The organism is Burkholderia sp. AU28863 (assembly GCF_002223195.1).
GTDB lineage: Bacteria > Pseudomonadota > Gammaproteobacteria > Burkholderiales > Burkholderiaceae > Burkholderia > Burkholderia sola.
The window spans coordinates 537,612-556,556 of record NZ_NKFE01000003.1 but is presented as its reverse complement, the minus strand read 5'-3'; the positions used below and the strand labels follow the sequence as shown (position 1 = coordinate 556,556).

Annotated in this window: 21 protein-coding genes; 5 read left to right on the top strand and 16 right to left on the bottom strand. The window is 66.0% G+C overall.

The annotated features are described in order from the left end of the window. Positions 1 to 70 precede the first annotated feature (70 nt). From CFB81_RS04975 to rpsP, 6 genes are all read right to left on the bottom strand, one after another. Positions 71 to 1,009 (bottom strand): CobD/CbiB family protein, encoded by a 939-nt coding sequence (locus tag CFB81_RS04975; RefSeq protein WP_069621056.1) that lies wholly within the window; start codon positions 1,007 to 1,009, stop codon positions 71 to 73. Between the two features lie 120 nt (positions 1,010 to 1,129). Beyond that, positions 1,130 to 1,816, bottom strand: coding sequence for a CoA pyrophosphatase (locus CFB81_RS04970; RefSeq protein ID WP_069621057.1), 687 nt, complete (start codon positions 1,814 to 1,816; stop codon positions 1,130 to 1,132). 87 nt (positions 1,817 to 1,903) lie between these two features. Next, entirely contained in the window at positions 1,904 to 2,296 is a 393-nt protein-coding gene (rplS, locus tag CFB81_RS04965; protein ID WP_006486838.1) for a 50S ribosomal protein L19, read from the bottom strand. A gap of 133 nt (positions 2,297 to 2,429) precedes the next feature. After that, positions 2,430 to 3,224, bottom strand: coding sequence for a tRNA (guanosine(37)-N1)-methyltransferase TrmD (trmD, locus tag CFB81_RS04960; protein WP_089434717.1), 795 nt, complete (start codon positions 3,222 to 3,224; stop codon positions 2,430 to 2,432). A gap of 1 nt (position 3,225) precedes the next feature. Beyond that, complete coding sequence (gene rimM / locus CFB81_RS04955; RefSeq protein WP_089434716.1) at positions 3,226 to 3,903, bottom strand: ribosome maturation factor RimM; 678 nt, start codon at positions 3,901 to 3,903, stop codon at positions 3,226 to 3,228. Between the two features lie 42 nt (positions 3,904 to 3,945). Continuing rightward, positions 3,946 to 4,200: a 30S ribosomal protein S16 gene (gene rpsP / locus CFB81_RS04950; protein WP_006476550.1), complete on the bottom strand. Its 255-nt coding sequence runs from the start codon at positions 4,198 to 4,200 to the stop codon at positions 3,946 to 3,948. Between the two features lie 152 nt (positions 4,201 to 4,352). Between rpsP and CFB81_RS04945 the strand changes: the two genes are divergently transcribed. Beyond that, positions 4,353 to 5,492, top strand: coding sequence for a sorbosone dehydrogenase family protein (locus tag CFB81_RS04945; RefSeq protein WP_089435325.1), 1,140 nt, complete (start codon positions 4,353 to 4,355; stop codon positions 5,490 to 5,492). A gap of 111 nt (positions 5,493 to 5,603) precedes the next feature. Continuing rightward, positions 5,604 to 6,071 carry an NINE protein gene (locus CFB81_RS04940; RefSeq protein ID WP_069621061.1) on the top strand — a complete coding sequence of 156 codons (468 nt, stop codon included), beginning with the start codon at positions 5,604 to 5,606 and terminating at the stop codon, positions 6,069 to 6,071. 50 nt (positions 6,072 to 6,121) lie between these two features. Here CFB81_RS04940 and CFB81_RS04935 read toward each other — a convergent pair whose 3' ends face one another. Together CFB81_RS04935 and CFB81_RS04930 are read right to left on the bottom strand one after the other, a co-directional pair. Further along, positions 6,122 to 7,300, bottom strand: a complete 1,179-nt coding sequence (locus CFB81_RS04935; protein ID WP_089434715.1) for a PA0069 family radical SAM protein — start codon at positions 7,298 to 7,300, stop codon at positions 6,122 to 6,124. A 90-nt stretch (positions 7,301 to 7,390) separates the two neighbouring features. Next, entirely contained in the window at positions 7,391 to 7,879 is a 489-nt protein-coding gene (locus CFB81_RS04930; RefSeq protein WP_050011526.1) for an Lrp/AsnC ligand binding domain-containing protein, read from the bottom strand. Positions 7,880 to 8,024: 145 nt separating this feature from the next. Between CFB81_RS04930 and CFB81_RS04925 the strand changes: the two genes are divergently transcribed. After that, on the top strand, positions 8,025 to 9,311 hold the full coding sequence (locus CFB81_RS04925; RefSeq protein WP_069621063.1) for a D-amino acid dehydrogenase: 1,287 nt from the start codon (positions 8,025 to 8,027) through the stop codon (positions 9,309 to 9,311). 111 nt (positions 9,312 to 9,422) lie between these two features. Here CFB81_RS04925 and CFB81_RS04920 read toward each other — a convergent pair whose 3' ends face one another. The 5 genes from CFB81_RS04920 to CFB81_RS04900 all read right to left on the bottom strand — a co-directional run bounded on the left by CFB81_RS04920 (position 9,423) and on the right by CFB81_RS04900 (position 13,853). Continuing rightward, positions 9,423 to 10,358 (bottom strand): electron transfer flavoprotein subunit alpha/FixB family protein, encoded by a 936-nt coding sequence (locus CFB81_RS04920; RefSeq protein ID WP_089434714.1) that lies wholly within the window; start codon positions 10,356 to 10,358, stop codon positions 9,423 to 9,425. Positions 10,359 to 10,374: 16 nt separating this feature from the next. Then, a complete protein-coding gene (locus CFB81_RS04915) occupies positions 10,375 to 11,124 on the bottom strand; it encodes an electron transfer flavoprotein subunit beta/FixA family protein (RefSeq protein ID WP_069621065.1) in 750 nt (249 codons plus the stop codon). Between the two features lie 227 nt (positions 11,125 to 11,351). Further along, on the bottom strand, positions 11,352 to 12,146 hold the full coding sequence (locus tag CFB81_RS04910; protein WP_069621066.1) for a MetQ/NlpA family ABC transporter substrate-binding protein: 795 nt from the start codon (positions 12,144 to 12,146) through the stop codon (positions 11,352 to 11,354). A 29-nt stretch (positions 12,147 to 12,175) separates the two neighbouring features. Then, on the bottom strand, positions 12,176 to 12,829 hold the full coding sequence (locus CFB81_RS04905) for a methionine ABC transporter permease (protein ID WP_089434713.1): 654 nt from the start codon (positions 12,827 to 12,829) through the stop codon (positions 12,176 to 12,178). Further along, positions 12,819 to 13,853 (bottom strand): methionine ABC transporter ATP-binding protein, encoded by a 1,035-nt coding sequence (locus CFB81_RS04900; protein WP_069621068.1) that lies wholly within the window; start codon positions 13,851 to 13,853, stop codon positions 12,819 to 12,821. The genes CFB81_RS04905 and CFB81_RS04900 overlap by 11 nt, the downstream gene beginning before the upstream one ends. 216 nt (positions 13,854 to 14,069) lie before the next feature. Here CFB81_RS04900 and CFB81_RS04895 point away from each other — a divergent pair, with 216 nt between their 5' ends. Beyond that, positions 14,070 to 14,987, top strand: coding sequence for an alpha/beta hydrolase (locus CFB81_RS04895; RefSeq protein ID WP_089434712.1), 918 nt, complete (start codon positions 14,070 to 14,072; stop codon positions 14,985 to 14,987). A gap of 31 nt (positions 14,988 to 15,018) precedes the next feature. Here CFB81_RS04895 and CFB81_RS04890 read toward each other — a convergent pair whose 3' ends face one another. Then, a complete protein-coding gene (locus CFB81_RS04890; RefSeq protein WP_069621070.1) occupies positions 15,019 to 15,942 on the bottom strand; it encodes a histone deacetylase family protein in 924 nt (307 codons plus the stop codon). Positions 15,943 to 15,985: 43 nt separating this feature from the next. Between CFB81_RS04890 and mltB the strand changes: the two genes are divergently transcribed. After that, positions 15,986 to 17,329 (top strand): lytic murein transglycosylase B, encoded by a 1,344-nt coding sequence (mltB, locus tag CFB81_RS04885; protein WP_084044484.1) that lies wholly within the window; start codon positions 15,986 to 15,988, stop codon positions 17,327 to 17,329. Positions 17,330 to 17,414: 85 nt separating this feature from the next. Here the strand turns inward: mltB and cysM are convergent, their stop codons facing one another. Further along, positions 17,415 to 18,317, bottom strand: coding sequence for a cysteine synthase CysM (cysM, locus tag CFB81_RS04880; protein ID WP_050011535.1), 903 nt, complete (start codon positions 18,315 to 18,317; stop codon positions 17,415 to 17,417). A gap of 213 nt (positions 18,318 to 18,530) precedes the next feature. Further along, entirely contained in the window at positions 18,531 to 18,878 is a 348-nt protein-coding gene (locus CFB81_RS04875; RefSeq protein WP_069621072.1) for a helix-hairpin-helix domain-containing protein, read from the bottom strand. Positions 18,879 to 18,945: the final 67 nt, after the last annotated feature.

Here is an 18,945-nt window from a genome sequence, read left to right as displayed (position 1 = left end):
CGACGCACAGCGAAAAGGCCGGCATCGAGCCGGCCTTTTCATTTCGGCGAGCGCCGCGCTGGCGCGTCGCTCACGATACCCAGACGGCCAGCGTCAGCATCAACAGCAGGATCATCCACAGGATCACCGCGCGCCATACGAGGCCGACCGCCGACTGCAGCGTGCGCGGCGTGCAATCGTCACCGACCGTCAACGGACCACTGTCGCCGACCGCCAGCGCATCGAGGCTCGACGGCTCCGCGAGCGGCCCCGCGAGACGCGCGCCGAGCGCGCCGCTGCCCGCGGCCAGCAGGACGCCGTCGTTCGGGTCGGGCCACTGGCGTGTATGGTTGCGCCACGCGTAGATCGCATCCTCGAAATTGCCGACGATCGCGAAGCCGAGCGCCGTCAGTCGGGACGGAATCCAGTCGATCACGAAGAACGCGCGCTGCGCGAACGTCGAGAACGCGACCGTGCGGTCGTCGCCCGGCGTCGACCAGCTGCGCGCGAGGTATTCGGAAATCCGGTACAGCACGGCGCCGGCCGGGCCGATCGGCAGCACGTACCAGAAGAACACGCCGAAGACGTGGCGATGCGACGCGACGACCGCGTGAATCAGCGTATGGCGGACGATTTCGCCGACCGGCATGTCGACCGTGTCGATGCCCGTCCACTCGTGCAGGATTTCGCGCGCACGCGGCACGTCGTCGTTGTTGAGCGCGAGATGGATATCGGTGAAGTAGTGGCTGAACTGGCGGAAGCCGAGCGTGAAATACACGACGGCGACGTTCCACAGGAACGCGAGCACGAAGCTCACCTTGTACAGCAGGAAATAGATCAGCGCGACGATCAGCACCCACGGCAGCACGACCGCGAGCCATGCGAGGAGCCCATGCTTCTGCTTGCCGGCGTCGAGGCCATGCGCGACGGTTTCCGCATGAAACTGGAACAGTGCGAACACCGGATTGCTCGGCGACAACGCGCGGACCTGTTCGATGATGAGAGCGAGGAGAACCGAAAAGAAAGTCATGCGTGGCGCCGTCTTCGGAGTTATGTCATTTTTTGCATAACGATAGCACAGCGCCAGCCGCGCATGGCTGCCGGCGCGGTCGCCGGGCAGCCGGTCGCGCACACCAGCCGGCGCGCCCGCCTAGCCGGCGGCCAAGAAGCGATACAGATTGCGAAACATGGCGGCAGTTGCGCCCCAGATGAAGTAATGCCCGTCCGGTTCGTCGTTCGGGTAAGGCATGGCAAAAAAACGACGCTCGCCGCCTTCCCACCGAAACACGCGGATCTGATGGTTCGCGGGATTCATCACGAACGCGAGCGGCACTTCGAAAATCTCGGCGACTTCAAACGTGTCGGCCTGCACGGTGAACGGCGGATGCACGAGGCCGACCACCGGCGTCACGCAGAAACCCGTGCCGGTCAGGTAGTCGGGCAGCGCGCCGAGAATCTCGACGCGTTCGGCGGCCAGCCCGATCTCTTCCTTCGCCTCGCGCAACGCGGTGGCGGTCGCGTCGCGGTCGAACGGCTCGCGACGGCCGCCGGGAAAACTGATCTGTCCGGCGTGGTCGTTCAGGTGATCGGCGCGCTGCGTCAGCAGGACGGTAAGGCCCGACTCACGGACGACGAGCGGCATGAGGACGGCCGCGCTACGTGGATCGACGCCTTCCTGCAACCTCGCTTCGCCGGGCTCGACGCTCCATTCGAGCGTGCGCGCGAAGCGTTCGCGCAGGCCGGACGGCGTCATCAGCCTGGAATCGATGACAGGCAGGCCGGCGCCGGTGCCTTCGACCGGCAATACTTCGGGATCGATGATGGGGCGGCGATTCAATGGGGCTCTCGGGTTCGTGTCGTATCGAGCATATTGTCGCGCCAGAATGAAAAAAGCACCCGGTTGGGTGCTTTTTCCTTACAGCTCTTACTCTTGGGAAGCTGCTGCGGCGCGATCCTTCGACACCAGCTTTTCCTTGATACGAGCCGACTTGCCCGAACGCTCGCGCAGGTAGTACAGCTTCGCACGACGCACATCGCCGCGACGCTTCACGACGATGCTTGCCAGCAGCGGCGAGTACGTCTGGAACGTACGCTCGACGCCTTCGCCCGACGAGATCTTGCGGACGATGAAGTTCGAGTTCAGACCACGATTGCGAATCGCGATCACGACGCCTTCGTAAGCCTGAACGCGCTTGCGGTTACCTTCAACCACGTTCACGTTCACGATCACCGTGTCGCCCGGGGCGAAATCGGGGATCGTCTTGCCGGCGAGCGCGCGCTCGATTTCTTCCTGCTCAAGTTTTGCGATCAGATTCATTACTGACTCCTTATGCCATCGTGTCGGCGTTCACACCCGCCTGCTTCCAGGCCCGGCCCCGATAGAGGATGGATTCACATCAGGCGCCGCACACGCATGTACGGCACCGCCAATTCCCGCTCGCGCAGCCGCCTCAGGAGGCGTCCTTCGCTTCGCGTGCGAGGTTCGCGAGCCACGCCTCGTCGGCCCGGCTCAGCAACTTCTCGCGGCGCGCCCGGACGATCAGGTCCGGCCGCTTCCGCAACGTATTCCTCAATGCTTCCTGACGCCGCCACTTCTCGATCTCGGCATGATGCCCGCCGAGCAGCACGTCCGGCACGCGCACACCGCCGTATTCCTCGGGACGCGTGTAGTGCGGACAATCGAGCAGGCCGTCCGCGAAGCTGTCCTGCACGGCCGACAGCGAATCGTTCAGCACGCCGGGCAGCAACCGCACGACCGCGTCCATCATCGCCATCGCCGGCAATTCGCCGCCCGACAGCACGAAATCGCCGAGGCTGATTTCCTCGTCGACGCAACGGTCGAGCAGGCGCTGGTCGATCGCTTCGTAGCGACCGCACAGCACGACGACGCCGGGTTCCTGCGCCATCCGCACCGCCCGATCGTGCGTGAGCGGCGCGCCTTGCGGCGACATCATCACGACGCGCGTGCTCGCGATGCCCTGCTCCGCCTGCGCCGCTTTCGCGGCGTCGATCGCAGCTTCGAGCGGCCTGGCCAGCATCACCATGCCCGGACCGCCGCCGTACGGACGGTCGTCGACCGTACGGTAGTTGTCCGTCGTGAAATCACGCGGGTTCCAGGTGCGCAACCCGAAGCGCCCCTGCTTCACGGCCCGGCTGGTGATTCCCCAGTCGGTCAGTGCACGGAACATCTCGGGGAAGAGCGTGATGACGTCGAACTGCACCGCGCTCCCGGTAACCTGGTTCATTTCAGTAATCGGCTTCCCAGTCGACGACGATGCGACGCGCCGCCTGATCCACCGTTTTGACGTAGACACCGACGAACGGAATCAACCGCTCGTCGGTGGTCGGCTGACCGTCTTTGCCGGTTGCCGGATACTCGACACGCATGATCGAATGCACGCCGTTGTCGATCATCCCGCTCACCTTCCCGAGCGCCACCGATTGCTCGTTGACGACCTCGAGACCGATCAGGTCGACCCAATAGAATTCGTCCGCGGCCAATGCCGGGAAATCTTCCCGGCGCACGAACACGCGAAAGCCGCGCATGGACAGCGCAGCATCGCGGTCGCTGACGCCCGCGGGTTGCGCAACGACAGTGTCGCTGTGCGTCTTCGACTGCATGATGCGGACGGAAAGCCGCTCCGCACCGCGTTCCAGCCACCAGCGACGCGCGTTGAGCAGCGCGTCGCCGCCGCGACCGGCATCGGCATGCGTCGCCACCTTGACCCAGCCCTTCAGGCCGTAGGCGTCGACCACCGCCCCGACCTCGACGGCATCGTCGGGCCACGCTTGCGTCGCTTCGGGACCGCCTTGTTCGGCAGCCTGACCGACGTTCGCGACCGCGTCGCGCTCGACCGGCTTGCGGACGAATGCGCCGAATGACGCACGCCCGCGCCTTGCATTACCGGAATCGTGACCCGCCATCAATGCACCTCACAGCCGGCACGACCGGCACACCGTGCCATGTCAGGCAGCCGGTTGCGCCTTTTGCGCTTCCTTCACGAGACGCTGGACGGTCGGCGACAGTTGCGCGCCAACGCCTTGCCAGTACGTCAGGCGATCCTGAGCGATACGCAGCGATTCGCCCTTCGTGGCGACCGGGTTGTAGAAGCCGACGCGCTCGATGAAGCGGCCGTCACGACGGTTGCGCGAATCGGTAGCAACGATGTTGTAGAACGGGCGCTTCTTCGAGCCGCCACGAGCCAGACGGATGATAACCATATGATGTCCTTCGGGAAAACCGGGTTCGAAACTACTGAAACACGCGATTATAGCCGGAAACCAGAGGTACAACAAACACTTACGCGTAAAAATCCGCGGACGGCCCGTCCGCCGGGCATACAATCGTCGTGTCCACGATGCTCCCGACCGTCATGCCGCCCCTTCGCGCCGCCTCGATGCGCCGCGTGCAGCGCCTGTTCGCGGTGCTGCTTGCCGGCCTTGCCTGCCTTGCGTCCGCCCCGGCGTTTGCCGCGCCGCTGCCGGTAAACGAACTCGTCGTGCCGCCCGGCTTCCATGTGGACGTGCTGACCGACGCCGTACCGGCCGCACGGGAAATGGCGTGGTCGCCGCGCGGCATCCTGTATGTCGGCGCGCGGGACGGCCGCGTCCATGCGCTGGCGATGCACGAGGGTCGGATCAGCGCACGCTACGTCATCGCGTCCGGGCTCGACATGCCCGTCGGCGTGGCCTACCGCAACGGCGCCCTTTATATATCCGCCGTCTCGCGCATCCTGCGCCTCGACCATATCGACGACCGGCTCGCGAAACCGCCCGCGCCCGTCGTCGTGACCGACGCACTGCCGACCGACCACCATCACGGCTGGAAATTCATCGCGTTCGGCCCCGATGGCAAGCTGTACGTGCCGATCGGCGCGCCGTGCAACGTCTGCCTCGCCGATCGCAGCCGCTACGCGATCATCGCGCGGATGAACGCCGACGGCAGCGGGCGTGAGGTGTTCGCTCGCGGCATACGCAATACGGTCGGCTTTGCATGGCACCCGGATTCGGGCGAGCTCTGGTTCACCGACAACGGACGCGACCTGATGGGTGACGACGTACCGGACGACAAGCTGAACCGCGCGCCGCGCGCCGGCCTCGACTTCGGCTTTCCATACTGCCACGGCGGCGATACGCCCGACCCCGAATTCGGCAGCGCCGACGCGTGCCGCCGTTATGTGCCGCCGGTCCTGAAACTCGGCGCGCATGTCGCGGCGCTCGGAATGCGCTTCTATACCGGACCGATGTTTCCGGCGTCGTATCGCAATAACGTCTTCATTGCCGAACACGGCTCGTGGAACCGCAGCACGAAGGTCGGCTACCGCGTGATGCGCGTGGTCGTCTCGGCGGACGGCAGCCACGCTCAGCAAACGCCGTTCGTCACCGGCTGGCTGCGGCCCGACGGCACGGCGTGGGGACGCCCGGCCGATGTACTGCCGCTGCCGGACGGCTCGCTGCTCGTCAGCGACGATTACGCAGGCGCGATCTACCGCGTGACTTATGCGGCACCTTGACGCAGGCGAGGGGTGACCGCTCCCGACCGGGCATCGTAGAATGCGTGCCGGGCCGCGCGCCCGCGCCGGCCTGCCGGCCCCGCCCATGCCAACGACGATACGCCGCCATCCATGTCCAGCAGCACCGCATCGCCCCGCCGCTTCCGCTCCAAGACGCTCACCGCCGCCCTCGCGTTCCTGCTCGGATCGCTCGGTGCGCATCGCTTCTATCTGTACGGCTTTCGCGACGTGTACGGCTGGGCCCACCTGCTCGCGACGATCGTCGGCATCCCGGGCTTCCTCCTGCTCGCAGCCACGCAGCGCAGCGCCGGCCTCGGCTGGTGGCTCGCGGTACCCGGCGCGATCTCGCTGCTGGCGGCATTCCTCGCCGCACTCGTCTACGGGCTGCGCCCCGATGAAAAATGGGATGCGCAATTCAACGCGGACACCGGCAAGCACAGCCGGTCGGGCTGGGCCGTGATCTTCGTCGTGATCTTCTCGCTGCTGATCGGCGCGTTCCTGTTGATGACGGCCCTCGCGCTGTCGTTCCAGACGTACTTCGAATCGCAGGTCGAAGCGGCCAAGCAGATTTCGCAGTAAGCACGACCCATACGGTCGATACGGCCCACCGACGGCGGGCCGCTCGCCGGTCAGAACAGGTTCAACTGCACGTCGTCGCGCGACTTCGCGCCGGCTGCACGAACCGCGGCGCGCGGCGCCGGCACCCCAGCGACAGGCGCACCGCGGAACCGCGACAGATCGAGGATGCCGTTCGTACGCTCGTTCAACCCGAGCCGCTTGACAGCCTGACGGAAACGCTGCCGCAACAGGTCGGCCCAGATCCCCTCGCCTTTCATCCGTTTCGAGAAATCCGAGTCGTAATCCTTGCCGCCGCGCATGTCGCGCACGCGATTCATCACGCGCTCCGCACGATCGGGAAAATGCGCGGCAAGCCACTGCTTGAACAGCGGCGCGACCTCCCACGGCAACCGCAGGATGATGTAGCTCGCATGCGTCGCACCGGCTTCCGCGCAGGCTTCCAGCACGCGCTCCATGTCGGGTTCGGTCACGAACGGAATCACCGGGGCGATGCTCACGCCGACCGGCACGCCCGCATCGCGCAACGCGCGGATCGTGCGCAACCGCCGCGCCGGCGTGGCCGCGCGCGGCTCGAGCGTGCGCGCGAGTTCGGCATCGAGCGTCGTGATCGTGACCGCCGCCATCACCTGCCCGCGTTCGGCCATCGGCGCGAGCAGGTCGAGATCGCGCTCGATCAGCGACGATTTCGTGATCGCCGCGAACGGCAGCCCGCGGTCGTGCATCACCTGGATCACGCTGCGCGTGATGCGCAGGTCGCGCTCGACCGGCTGGTACGCATCGGTGTTGACGCCGAGCGCGATCGGCTCCGGCACGTAGCGCTTGCGCGAAATCTCGCGCTCGAGCAGTTCGGCGGCGTTCACCTTCGCGTAGATGCGGCTTTCGAAATCGAGCCCCGGCGACAGCCCGAGGTAGCTGTGCGTCGGCCGCGCGAAGCAGTAGATACAACCGTGCTCGCAGCCGCGATACGGATTGAGCGACACGCTGAACGGTATATCGGGCGACTGGTTGTGCGTCAGGATGCTCTTCGCCCGCTCCTCGAAGACCTGCGTGCGCAGCGGCGCGGGGAAATCGGCATCGTCGGACTCGTGCGTCCAGCCGTCGTCCACCGCTTCGCGCTGCGCGATTTCATACCGCCCCTGCAGGTTGTCGACCGCACCGCGCCCCTTGCGGGGCACGGGCGGCGCTATCGGAAATTCGTTGTCGGACCGATCGTCCATGTGCCCACCCATTCGCCTGCGCCCAATACTGTACATTTATACAGTATTGGGCGCAGCATGCCAAGCACGGGATAAAGGGCCGGACGACGGGCCGCTGGCGCGTCACTCGCCGACGGCGATCGTCAGCGTTTCCTTGATTTCTTCCATCACGACATAGCTCTTCGACTGCACGGCGCCGGGCAACTGCAGCAGGATGTCGCCGAGCAGTTTCCGGTAGTCCGCCATCTCGCCGATCCGCGCCTTGATCAGGTAGTCGAAATCGCCGGAGACGAGGTGGCATTCGAGCACCTCGTCGATCTTCATCACTTCGCGCCGGAATTGCTCGAACATGTTGCCGCCCTTGTGGCCGAGCGTGATCTCGACGAACACCAGCAGCGCGGCATCCAGCTGATGCGGGTCGACCCGCGCGTGATAGCCGGTGATCACGCCATCGCGCTCCATGCGCCGCACGCGCTCGATGCACGGCGTGACGGTCAGTCCGACCTGTTCCGCGAGGTCTTTCATCGCCATCCGGCCGTCGTCCTGGAGCAGTTTCAGGATGCGCCGGTCGAGCTTGTCGAGCGTACGTACGGGCTGACGTTGCGTTCTCATTTGTTTATGCTGAAAACCAGAAAAATACAATAACAAAAACTGCACATTCGACAATACCATAGCGCAAAAAACTAGATCAGCTAGAGGTTACACGGAGCCGCAGGTGCGCCCGGCCTCGACCTGGTTCCTTCCATCTGGAGCAGCTATGCGAGTCGTCATTCTGGGCAGCGGTGTGGTGGGCGTGGCAAGCGCGTATTACCTCGCGCGCGCCGGCCATGAAGTCACGGTGATCGACCGGGAAGCCGGCCCGGCGCTGGAGACCAGCTTCGCGAATGCAGGCCAGATCTCGCCCGGCTATGCGGCGCCGTGGGCCGCGCCCGGCGTGCCGCTGAAGGCCGTCAAGTGGATGTTCGAAAAGCATGCGCCGCTCGCGATCCGCCTCGACGGCACGCGCTTCCAGCTCCAGTGGATGGTTCAGATGCTGCGCAACTGCACGGCCGAGCGCTATGCGGTCAACAAGGGCCGGATGGTCCGTCTCGCCGAATACAGCCGCGACTGCCTGCAGGCGCTGCGCGCCGATACCGGCATCGAATACGAAGGTCGCACGGGTGGTACGCTGCAACTGTTCCGCACCCAGCAGCAACTCGACGGCGCGGCGAAGGACATCGCCGTGCTGCAGGAAGCGAACGTGCCGTTCGAACTGCTGTCGCCGGCCGAACTGAAAAATGCCGAGCCGGCGCTCGCCGCCGTCTCGCACAAGCTGACGGGCGGCCTGCGGCTGCCGGGCGACGAAACGGGCGATTGCCAGCTGTTCACGACGCGCCTTGCCGCGCTCGCCGAATCGCTCGGCGTCAAGTTCCGCTACAACACGCCGATCGATGCGCTCGCGATCGCGGGCGGCAAGATCGCCGGCGTGCAGTGCGGCAGCGAGACCGTGCGTGCCGACGCGTACGTCGTCGCGCTCGGCTCGTACTCGACCCGCTTCATCTCCAACCTGATGAAGATTCCCGTCTATCCGCTCAAGGGCTATTCGATCACCGCGCCGATTGTCAACGAGGCCGCCGCGCCCGTGTCGACCGTGCTCGACGAGACCTACAAGATCGCGATCACGCGCTTCGACCAGCGCATTCGCGTCGGCGGCATGGCGGAAATCGTCGGCTTCGACAAGACGCTGCGCGCAGCGCGCCGCGAAACGCTCGAGATGTGCGTGAACGACCTGTTCCCGGGCGGCGGCGACACGTCGAAGGCCACGTTCTGGACGGGCCTGCGCCCGATGACGCCGGACGGCACGCCGATCGTCGGCCGCACGCCGGTGTCGAACCTGTTCCTGAACACCGGCCACGGTACGCTCGGCTGGACGATGTCCTGCGGCTCGGGCCAACTGCTCGCGGACCTGATCTCGGGCAAGATGCCCGCGATCCAGGCAGACGACCTGTCGGTGCATCGTTACCTGAAGGACGTGCCCGGCCAGACGCGTCCGGCCTACGCGTAAACCGGAACGGCCCGCGGCGATGCGGGCCCGTTGCATCGACGACACAACGAAAAAAGGGGCGCTCTTCGCGCCCCTCTTCTCGTGTGCTTACCGCCGAAGCGTCACGCCGCGTCAGCCGAGCTCGTTCACGAGCTCCGGCACGAGCGAGAACAGATCGCCGACGAGGCCGTAATCGGCCACGCTGAAGATCGGCGCTTCCGGATCCTTGTTGATCGCGACGATCACCTTCGAATCCTTCATGCCGGCCAGATGCTGGATCGCCCCCGAGATGCCGACCGCGATGTACAGCTGCGGCGCAACGATCTTGCCGGTCTGGCCGACCTGGTAGTCGTTCGGCACGTAGCCGGCGTCGACTGCCGCGCGCGATGCGCCCAGCGCCGCCGACAGCTTGTCGGCCAGCGGCTCCAGCACCTTCGTGTAGTTTTCGCCGCTGCCCAAGCCGCGGCCACCCGACACGATGATGCTCGCCGACGTCAATTCCGGACGGTCGAGCTTCGTCACTTCACGGCTCACGAACTGCGACTTGCCGGCGTCCGCCGCCGCTTCGATCTTCTCGATCGCTGCGCTGCCGCCTTCGGCTGCCACCGGATCGAAACCCGTCGCACGCACCGTGATGACCTTGACCGGGTCGCTCGACTGCACCGTCGCGATCGCGTTGCCCGCGTAGATCGGGCGCTCGAACGTGTCGGCCGAATCGACTGCCGTGATGTCCGAGATTTGCGCGACGTCCAGCTTCGCGGCGATACGCGGCGCGATGTTCTTGCCGTAGGCCGTCGCCGGCGCGAGGATGTGCGAGTAGTCCTTCGCGATGTTCAGCGCGGTCGCTTCGACGTTTTCCGCCAGGCCTTCGGCCAGTTGCGGCGCGTCGGCCAACAGCACCTTCGACACACCTGCGATCTTCGCGGCCGCGTCGGCCGCCGCTTGCGCGTTGTGGCCCGCGACCAGCACGTGGATGTCGCCGCCAATCTTCGCGGCCGCCGCCACCGTGTTCAGCGTCGCGGCCTTGATCGACGCGTTGTCGTGTTCTGCAATCACCAGAATCGTCATTTCTTTCCGCTCCCTCTTACAGCACCTTGGCTTCGGTCTTCAGCTTCTCGACCAGCGTCTTCACGTCCGGCACCTTCACGCCGGCCGCGCGCTTCGGCGGCTCGACCACCTTCAGCGTCTTCAGGCGCGGCGCGACGTCCACGCCAAGGTCTTCCGGCTTCACGGTTTCCAGCGGCTTCTTCTTCGCCTTCATGATGTTCGGCAGCGTCACGTAGCGCGGCTCGTTCAGGCGCAGGTCGGTCGTCACGACCGCCGGCAGCGTCAGCGACAGCGTTTCGGCGCCGCCGTCGACTTCGCGTGCAACCGTCGCCTTGCCGTCGGCCACCGTCACCTTCGACGCGAACGTCGCTTGCGGCAGGCCGGCCAGCGCGGCCAGCATCTGGCCCGTCTGGTTCGAATCGTCGTCGATCGCCTGCTTGCCGAGGATCACCAGTTGCGGCTGTTCCTTGTCGACCAGTGCTTTCAGGATCTTCGCGACGGCCAGCGGCTCGACGCTGTCGTTCGACTCGACGAGGATCGCGCGATCCGCGCCGATCGCCAGCGCCGTGCGCAGCGTTTCCTGCGCTTGCGCGACGCCCACCGACACCGCGATCACTTCGGTCGCGACGCCCGCTTCCTTCAGGCGCACCGCTTCTTCCACCGCGATTTCGTCGAACGGGTTCATCGACATCTTCACGTTCGCGATGTCGACACCCGTGTTGTCCGACTTCACGCGGACCTTCACGTTGTAATCGACCACTCTTTTCACTGGCACCAGGATTTTCATGCACACGCTCCAAAGTTACGAATACGACCAGAGGCCATTTTATAGCGAGGCCTCGTGACTGCGCGGCCAGGCGGACCCAACCATGATGGTTGTCGAGGATACCGCTTCTTGGCGACGCGCCAATGATAGCGAACGGTCGTTCTATTTTAAAAGAGAAAAAACCCGGACGCAAAGCCCGGGTTTTCGATCATCGACTCTAATCCCGCCGGGCGTGCGTGCTCCGCCCGTTACCAGGCGGCGATGACCGCGCCGCCGAACTTGCCTTCGATGAACTGCTTCACGTCGGCCGAGTGATAGGCGGCAATCAGCTTGGCGACCCACGGCTTGTTCCGGTCCGCCTCGCGAATCGCGAGGATGTTGGCGTACGGGCCGCTCGGCCCCTCGATCGCGATCGCATCCTGCTTCGGTTTCAACCCCGCTTCCATCGCGTAATTGGTGTTGATCGCGGCCGCGTCGACGTCGCCGAGCGAGCGCGGAATCTGCGCCGCATCGAGCTCGACGATCTTCAGCTTGCGCGGGTTGTCGACGATATCGATCGGCGTCGCCTTCAGCCCCGCATCCGCGCGCAGCTTCAGCAGCCCCTGCTTCTGCAGCAACAGCAGCGCGCGGCCGCCGTTGGTCGGGTCGTTGGGCACCGCGATGCGCGCGCCCGGCTTCAGTTCGGCCAGCGATTTCACGCGCTTCGAATAGATGCCCATCGGGAACGTGACGGTCTCCGCGACCTTGAGCAGCTTGTAGCCGCGATCCTTCACCTGCGCCTGCAGATACGGATCGTGCTGGTAGCTGTTCGCGTCGAGGTCGCCCGACGCGAGCGCCGCGTTCGGCTGCACGTAATCGGAGAATTCGACGATGCGGATCTCGAGCCCCTCCTTCGCCGCGACCTTCTTCACCGCTTCCATGATCTGCGCGTGCGGGCCGCCCGTCACGCCGACCTTGATGGTTTCGGCCTGCGCGTGCGCGCCCGCGAACAGCGCGGCCGCACCCAGCGCCGCCGCGAATTTCAGCATGAAGCGTCGTTGCATCGTGTTTCCCCTTTCGAATCGGTTTGGTCTTATTTGTGGCTCAGCCGGCGCACCAGCCAGTCGCCGAACGATTGCACGATCTGCACGAATACGATCAGGATCGCGACGACCGTCCACATCACTTCCGGCAGATAGCGCTGGTAACCGTAACGGATCCCGAGATCGCCGAGCCCGCCGCCGCCGATCGCGCCCGCCATCGCCGAATAGCCGACCAGCGACACGAACGTGATCGTCAGGCCCGCGACGATGCCCGGCAGCGACTCGGGCAACAGCACCTTGAAGACGATCTGCGACGTGGTCGCGCCCATCGATTGCGCGGCCTCGATCAGCCCGCGGTCGACTTCGCGCAGCGCCGTTTCGACGAGACGCGCGATGAACGGCGCGGACGCGAGCGTCAGCGGCACGACCGCCGCGGCAGTGCCGATCGACGAACCCGTGACGAGCCGCGTGAACGGAATGACCGCGACCAGCAGGATGATGAACGGCGTCGAGCGCACCGCGTTCACGATGCCGCCGAGCACGCGATTCACGCCGAGGTTCTGCAGCACGCCCTGGCGGTCGGTGAGGTACAGCAGCACGCCGAGCGGCAGGCCGACGAGCGCGCCGACCGCCCCGGAGATGCCGACCATGATCAGCGTCTCCCAGAACGACTGCACGAACATATCGAACATCTCACTCAACATACGAAAGCTCCTCTACCACCACACCTTGCTCGCGCAGGAACGCGAGCGCCTGCCCGACCTTGCCGGGCTCGCCGCCCGCGAGCACCGCGAGCGAACCGAATGCCTGCCCCTGGATCTCGTCGATCTGGCCGTGCAGGATGTTGAAATCGAGTTCGTACCGGCGGATCGTCTCCGACAGGATCGGCTGGTCGACCCCCGAGCCCGTGAACGCGAGCCGCAGCAGATGCCCGCTGCCCGTCTTCAGCCGCTCGGCCACGCGCGCCTTCAGCGCGGGCGGCAGTTCCTGCGCGATCACGTCGCCGATCAGCGCGCGCGTCACTTCGTGGTGCGGCTGCAGGAACACGTCGATCACGCGGCCTTCCTCGACCACGCGACCCGCATCGAGCACCGCGACGCGATCGCAGACCTGCTTGATCACTTCCATCTGGTGCGTGATCAGCACGATGGTCAGCCCGAGCTCGCGGTTGATGCGCTTCAGCAGGTCGAGGATCGAACGCGTGGTTTCGGGGTCGAGCGCGGACGTCGCTTCGTCCGACAGCAGCACCTTCGGCTGGCTCGCCAGCGCGCGGGCGATGCCGACGCGCTGCTTCTGCCCGCCGCTGATCTGCGACGGATAGCGGTCCTTCTGCGCGGACAGCCCGACGAGGTCGAGCAGCGGCAGCACGGCGGCTTCGATGTCGGCACGGCTCGCGCCGGCCAGCTCGAGCGGCAGCGCGACGTTGTCGAACACCGTGCGCGACGACAGCAGGTTGAAGTGCTGGAAGATCATGCCGATCTCGCGGCGCGCTTCGCGCAGCGCGCTGGCCGACAGGAGCGTGAGATCGCGCCCGCCGACGACCACATTGCCTTCGGTCGGCCGCGTCAGCAGATTGATGGTGCGCACGAGCGTGCTCTTGCCGGCGCCGCTTCGGCCGATGATGCCGAACACCTCGCCTTGCGGGATCGTCAGGTTGACGTTGTGCAACGCTTCGACCCAGCCGCCCGGGCCGGGGAAACGCTGCGAAAGATTGCGTAATTCGATCATGTAAACAAAACGGCGGCCGGCCGGCGAGTTGGCCCGCCAGTCGGCCGCCGATGCATCTGGAATAGCCGGCGATTTTACCGCAAACCCCTCATTCCCCTTAATAATCGATTTCGATCTTTTCATAACCGGACGAAATTAGAGGGGCGCTGTTTGGCTCTCCCGGGAAGGCCGCGACTATGATCCGGAACACAGACCAATGAACAGAGGAGACGCCCGATGAGCACCACCACCCCGCCGGCCGTCGCACCCGCCACCGCCGGATCGGCGCCTTCGGCGCCCGCGCCGCGGATGGGCCGGCTGCGTACCGCGGACGGGCTCGAACTCGCGTCGTACCGCTGGCCGGCCGGCGACGGCACCGCGCCGCCGCGCGCGACGATCGCACTGGTGCACGGCCTCGCCGAGCACGCGGGCCGCTATGCCGCGCTCGCCGCCCGGCTGAACGCAGCGGGCATCGACGTGCTGGCGATCGATCTGCGCGGGCATGGCCACTCGCCCGGCAAGCGCGTGTGGGTCGAGCGTTTCGACGGGTACCTGAACGATGCGCAGGCGTTGGTTGCCGAAGCCGCGCGCGGCGATGCGCCGCTGTTCCTGATGGGGCACAGCATGGGCGGCGCGGTCGCGGCGCTCTACGCGATCGAACGCGCACCGGCCCGCGGCCACGCGCTGGCGGGTCTCGTGCTGTCGAGCCCGGCGCTTGCGCCCGGGCGTGACGTGCCGCGCTGGATGCTCGCGGTCAGCCGCGTCATCAGCCGCGTGTGGCCCACTTTCCCCGCGATCAGGATCGATGCGGCCCTGCTGTCGCGCGATCCGGCCATCGTCGCGGCCAATCGCGCCGACCCGCTCGTGCATCACGGCCCGGTGCCCGCACGCACCGGCGCGGAGATTCTCGACGCGATGGCGCGCATCGAAACCGGCCGCGGCGCGCTGCGCGTGCCGGTGCTCGTCTATCACGGCACCGACGACAAGCTGACCGAACCCGACGGCAGCCGCGCATTCGGCGCGCGCGTCGGCTCGCCCGATCGTACGCTGACGCTGTACGAGGGCGGCTTCCACGAAACGATGAACGATCTCGAACGCGACCGCGTGATCGACGCGCTGATCGCGTGGATCCACGCGCGCGTGCCGGCGCGCTGAGCGCGCCCGGACCAGCCGGCCGAGCCGGGAATCAGATTCCGGCGAGCACGCGCAGGTGCGCGACGACGCTGCGGCCGAGCGCGGACAGGTTGTAACCGCCCTCGAGGCAGCTGACGATACGGCCCTGCGCATGCCGGCGCGCGACGTCGACGATCCGCGCGGTCAGCCATTCGAAGTCGGCCTCGACGAGGCCGAGATTGCCGATGTCGTCCTCGCGATGCGCATCGAAGCCGGCCGATACGAACAGCATCTGCGGCTTGAACGCGTCGAGGCGCGGCAGCCACAGCATGTCGACGGCTTCGCGGATCGCCATTCCGTTGCTGCGTGCGGGCATCGGCAGGTTGACCATGTTCGGCGCCTGGTGATCGACGCCCGAGAACGGATACAGCGGATGCTGGAAGAAGCTGCACATCAGCACGCGCTCGTCGTTCGCGAACGCCGCCTCGGTGCCGTTGCCGTGGTGCACGTCGAAATCGACGATCGCGACACGCTCGATGCCGTGTACGTCGAGCGCGTGCCGCGCGGCGATCGCGACGTTGTTGAAGAAGCAGAAGCCCATCGCGCGCGCCGGCTCAGCATGATGACCGGGCGGGCGGACGCTGCAGAACGCATTCGCGTAGCGGCCTTCGATCACCGCGTCGGTCGCCGCGACCGCGGCGCCGGCCGCGCGCAATGCCGCGCGCCACGTGTCGCGATTCATCAGCGTATCGGGATCGATCTCGACGTAACCGTCGACCGGCGTCATGCTGCGGATGTAGTCGATGTGCGCCTGCGTATGCACGCGGCCCAGCGCGACTTCGCTCGCGAACGGCGCGGTTTCGTGCACGATCAGGTCGTCGATGCGGCTCGCGATCAGTTGATCCTGGATCGCCGACAGGCGGGCCGGACATTCCGGATGCCATTCCCCCATCTCGTGCAGCATGCAGTCGGGGTGCGTATAGAAAGCGGTTGCCATAAGCTGTCGTCCGCGGCGCACGGTACGCCGCAGGTCTCCCTCAATGATGTCCATCGTCTGCCGCGAATTCGCCGCTAACTTACCACAACGGCGGCCGGCTTCGGCCCGGCGCGCCGGATGCGTCGGGTATACTGCGCCGAACACAATCGCCCTGTCCGCCCGCTTCGACATGAATTCCAGCAAGCCCGCCGCCCTTCTCTCCGCGCTGCTCCGTGTTCGCGCTCCGCTCGTCGTCGCTGCCGTCGCGACGACCCTCGGCACCGCGCCCGCCGTCGCGCAGACGCAGCCGGCGAAGCCCGCCGGCACGCTCGTCGCCCAGGCCCAGCCGCAGCAACCGACGCCACAAGGCCAGACCTTCGAAGAGGAAATCGTTCCGCAGCGTTACGCGAGCAACGCGAAGGTCGACGCGTTCATCGACGAGATGGTGAGCCGCAACGGCTTCGATTCGGCGAGCCTGCATGCGCTGTTCTCGCGCGTCAGCTATTCGGCGACCGCCGTCAAGCTCGTGAGGCCTGCACCGACGCCTTCGGTGAAGAACTGGCGCGTCTATCGTTCGCGCTTCATCGAGCCGATCCGCATCAATGCGGGCGTGAAGTTCTGGAAGGCGAACCAGGCGACGCTGCAGCGCGCGTCCGAGCAGTTCGGCGTGCCGCCCGAGGTGATCGTCGGCATCATCGGCGTCGAGACGATCTATGGCCGCTACATGGGCAATTTCCGCGTGCTCGACGCGCTGACCACACTCACGTTCGACTACCCGGACACGCCGAATCGCGACAGCCGCCAGGCCACGTTCCGCAAGAACCTCGAAGACTTCCTGGTCTGGACTCGCGACAACCAGCTCGACCCCACCACCGTGCTCGGCTCGTACACCGGCGCGATCGGGATTCCGCAGTTCCTGCCGAGCAGCATCCGCGAATATGCGGTCGACTTCGACGGCACCGGCCACGTCGATCTGCGCAGCAGTCCTGTCGATGCGATCGGTAGCGTCGCGAACTACCTGAAACAGCACGGCTGGGAAACCGACCGCCCGGTGGTCTGGCAAATCACGCCCGATACGGGCAGCCTGGGCATCGCCCAGGCCGCCGCCGACGGCCAGCCCGAACCGCACTGGGCGCTGTCGCAACTGCTGCGCGCAGGCATGACGCTGAACGAGCCGGCAGTCAACATCACGACCGAAGCCGGCACGCCGGTGACCGTGGTCGACCTGCCGACGCCGGGGCGCGCGACCGAATACATGCTCGGCCTGAAGAACTTCTACGTGCTGACGCGCTACAACCGCAGTTTCTTCTACGCACTCACCGTGTACCAGCTCGGGGAAGCCGTGAAAGCGCAAATGGAAGCCAGTGGCGCGCTGCAACCCGCCGCCGACGACGCGCAGCCGCAGTAAGCGCTGGCCGCCCAAAGAAAAAGCGCCGCAGTTCACGGAACGCGGCGCTTTTTTTATCGATGCGCGAATCGCGCACCCGTCTCGCTCAGGCGGGAAACACGCCCGTGGACAGGTAGCGATCGCCGCGATCGCAGATGATGAATACGATCGTCGCGTTCTCGACCTGACGCGCGATGCGCATCGCGACTTCGCATGCGCCGCCCGACGAAATGCCCGCGAAGATGCCTTCGACCGCCGCGAGCCGGCGCGTCATCGTTTCCGACGCAGCCTGACTCACGCTCTCGACGCGGTCGACACGGCTGCGATCGAAGATGGTCGGCATGTACGCTTCCGGCCACTTGCGGATGCCCGGGATACGCGAGCCGTCTTCCGGCTGCGCACCGACGATCTCGATCGCCGGATTCTGTTCCTTCAGGTAGCGCGACGTGCCCATGATCGTGCCTGTCGTGCCCATCGCGGACACGAAGTGCGTGATGCGCCCTTCGGTATCGCGCCAGATCTCCGGCCCCGTTCCTTCGTAATGCGCGACGGGATTATCGGGATTGCCGAACTGGTCGAGGATCACGCCCTTGCCTTCGCGCTGCATCTGCTCCGCGAGGTCGCGCGCCAGCTCCATCCCGCCCTTCACCGGCGTCAGGATGATTTCGGCGCCGTAGGCCGCCATGCTCTGGCGGCGCTCGACCGACAGATCCTCGGGCATGATCAGCACCATCTTGTAGCCGCGGATCGCCGCTGCCATCGCGAGCGCGATGCCCGTGTTGCCGCTCGTCGCCTCGATCAGCGTATCGCCCGGCTTGATTCGACCGCGCGCCTCGGCCTTGCTGATCATCGACAGCGCCGGGCGATCCTTCACGGAACCGGCCGGATTGTTGCCCTCGAGCTTCGCGAGCAGCACGTTGTTGCGCGCGCGAATCTCGTCGTCCGGCAGGCGGACCAGTTGCACGAGCGGCGTATTGCCGATCGTGTCTTCGATAGTTTTGTAAGCCATGGATATACCGTGAGTGCGAGGCCGATCAATCGATCGATTGTAAACCAGCACCGGCACGCGCGCCGGCAACCCCATTGCAACGATGGAATACGCGTACCGCGCGGTTCTCGATCGCCGCGCACGCGGTCCCACGCAAAAAACCCGCGGCATGCCGCGGGAAGCCGTCGCAACGACGGCGACTGAAGGAGCCCTTTGTCGGGTATGCGCGACCCGTTATTTCTGCGCGGTGCGGGCCGGTGCGGCGGCAGGCTTCGCTGCCGCCGGCTTGGTTGCGGCCGACGGCGTGGTACCCGTACCGGCCGCCGCACCGACCGTCAATCCTTCCTGCTGAAGCCGCTCGACGGTGTGCCCGCCCATGCCCTTCACGCGTGCGGCGAGATCTTCCGCATTCCTGAACGGACCGCGTGCGCCACGCTCGTCGAGAATCGCCTTCGCCCGCGCCGGACCGATGCCCTTGATGCCGACGAGCGCATCCTCGTTCGCGGTGTTGACGTCGACGGCCGCCCAGGCCGACGCCACTGCGCCGAGCATGACCGCTGCGGCAAACCATTTCCTGATCATGTGCTGGATCTCCGAAGAAAAACGGCCGGCGGCTGCCGACCGTGAGACCCAGTCTATCGATGCAACG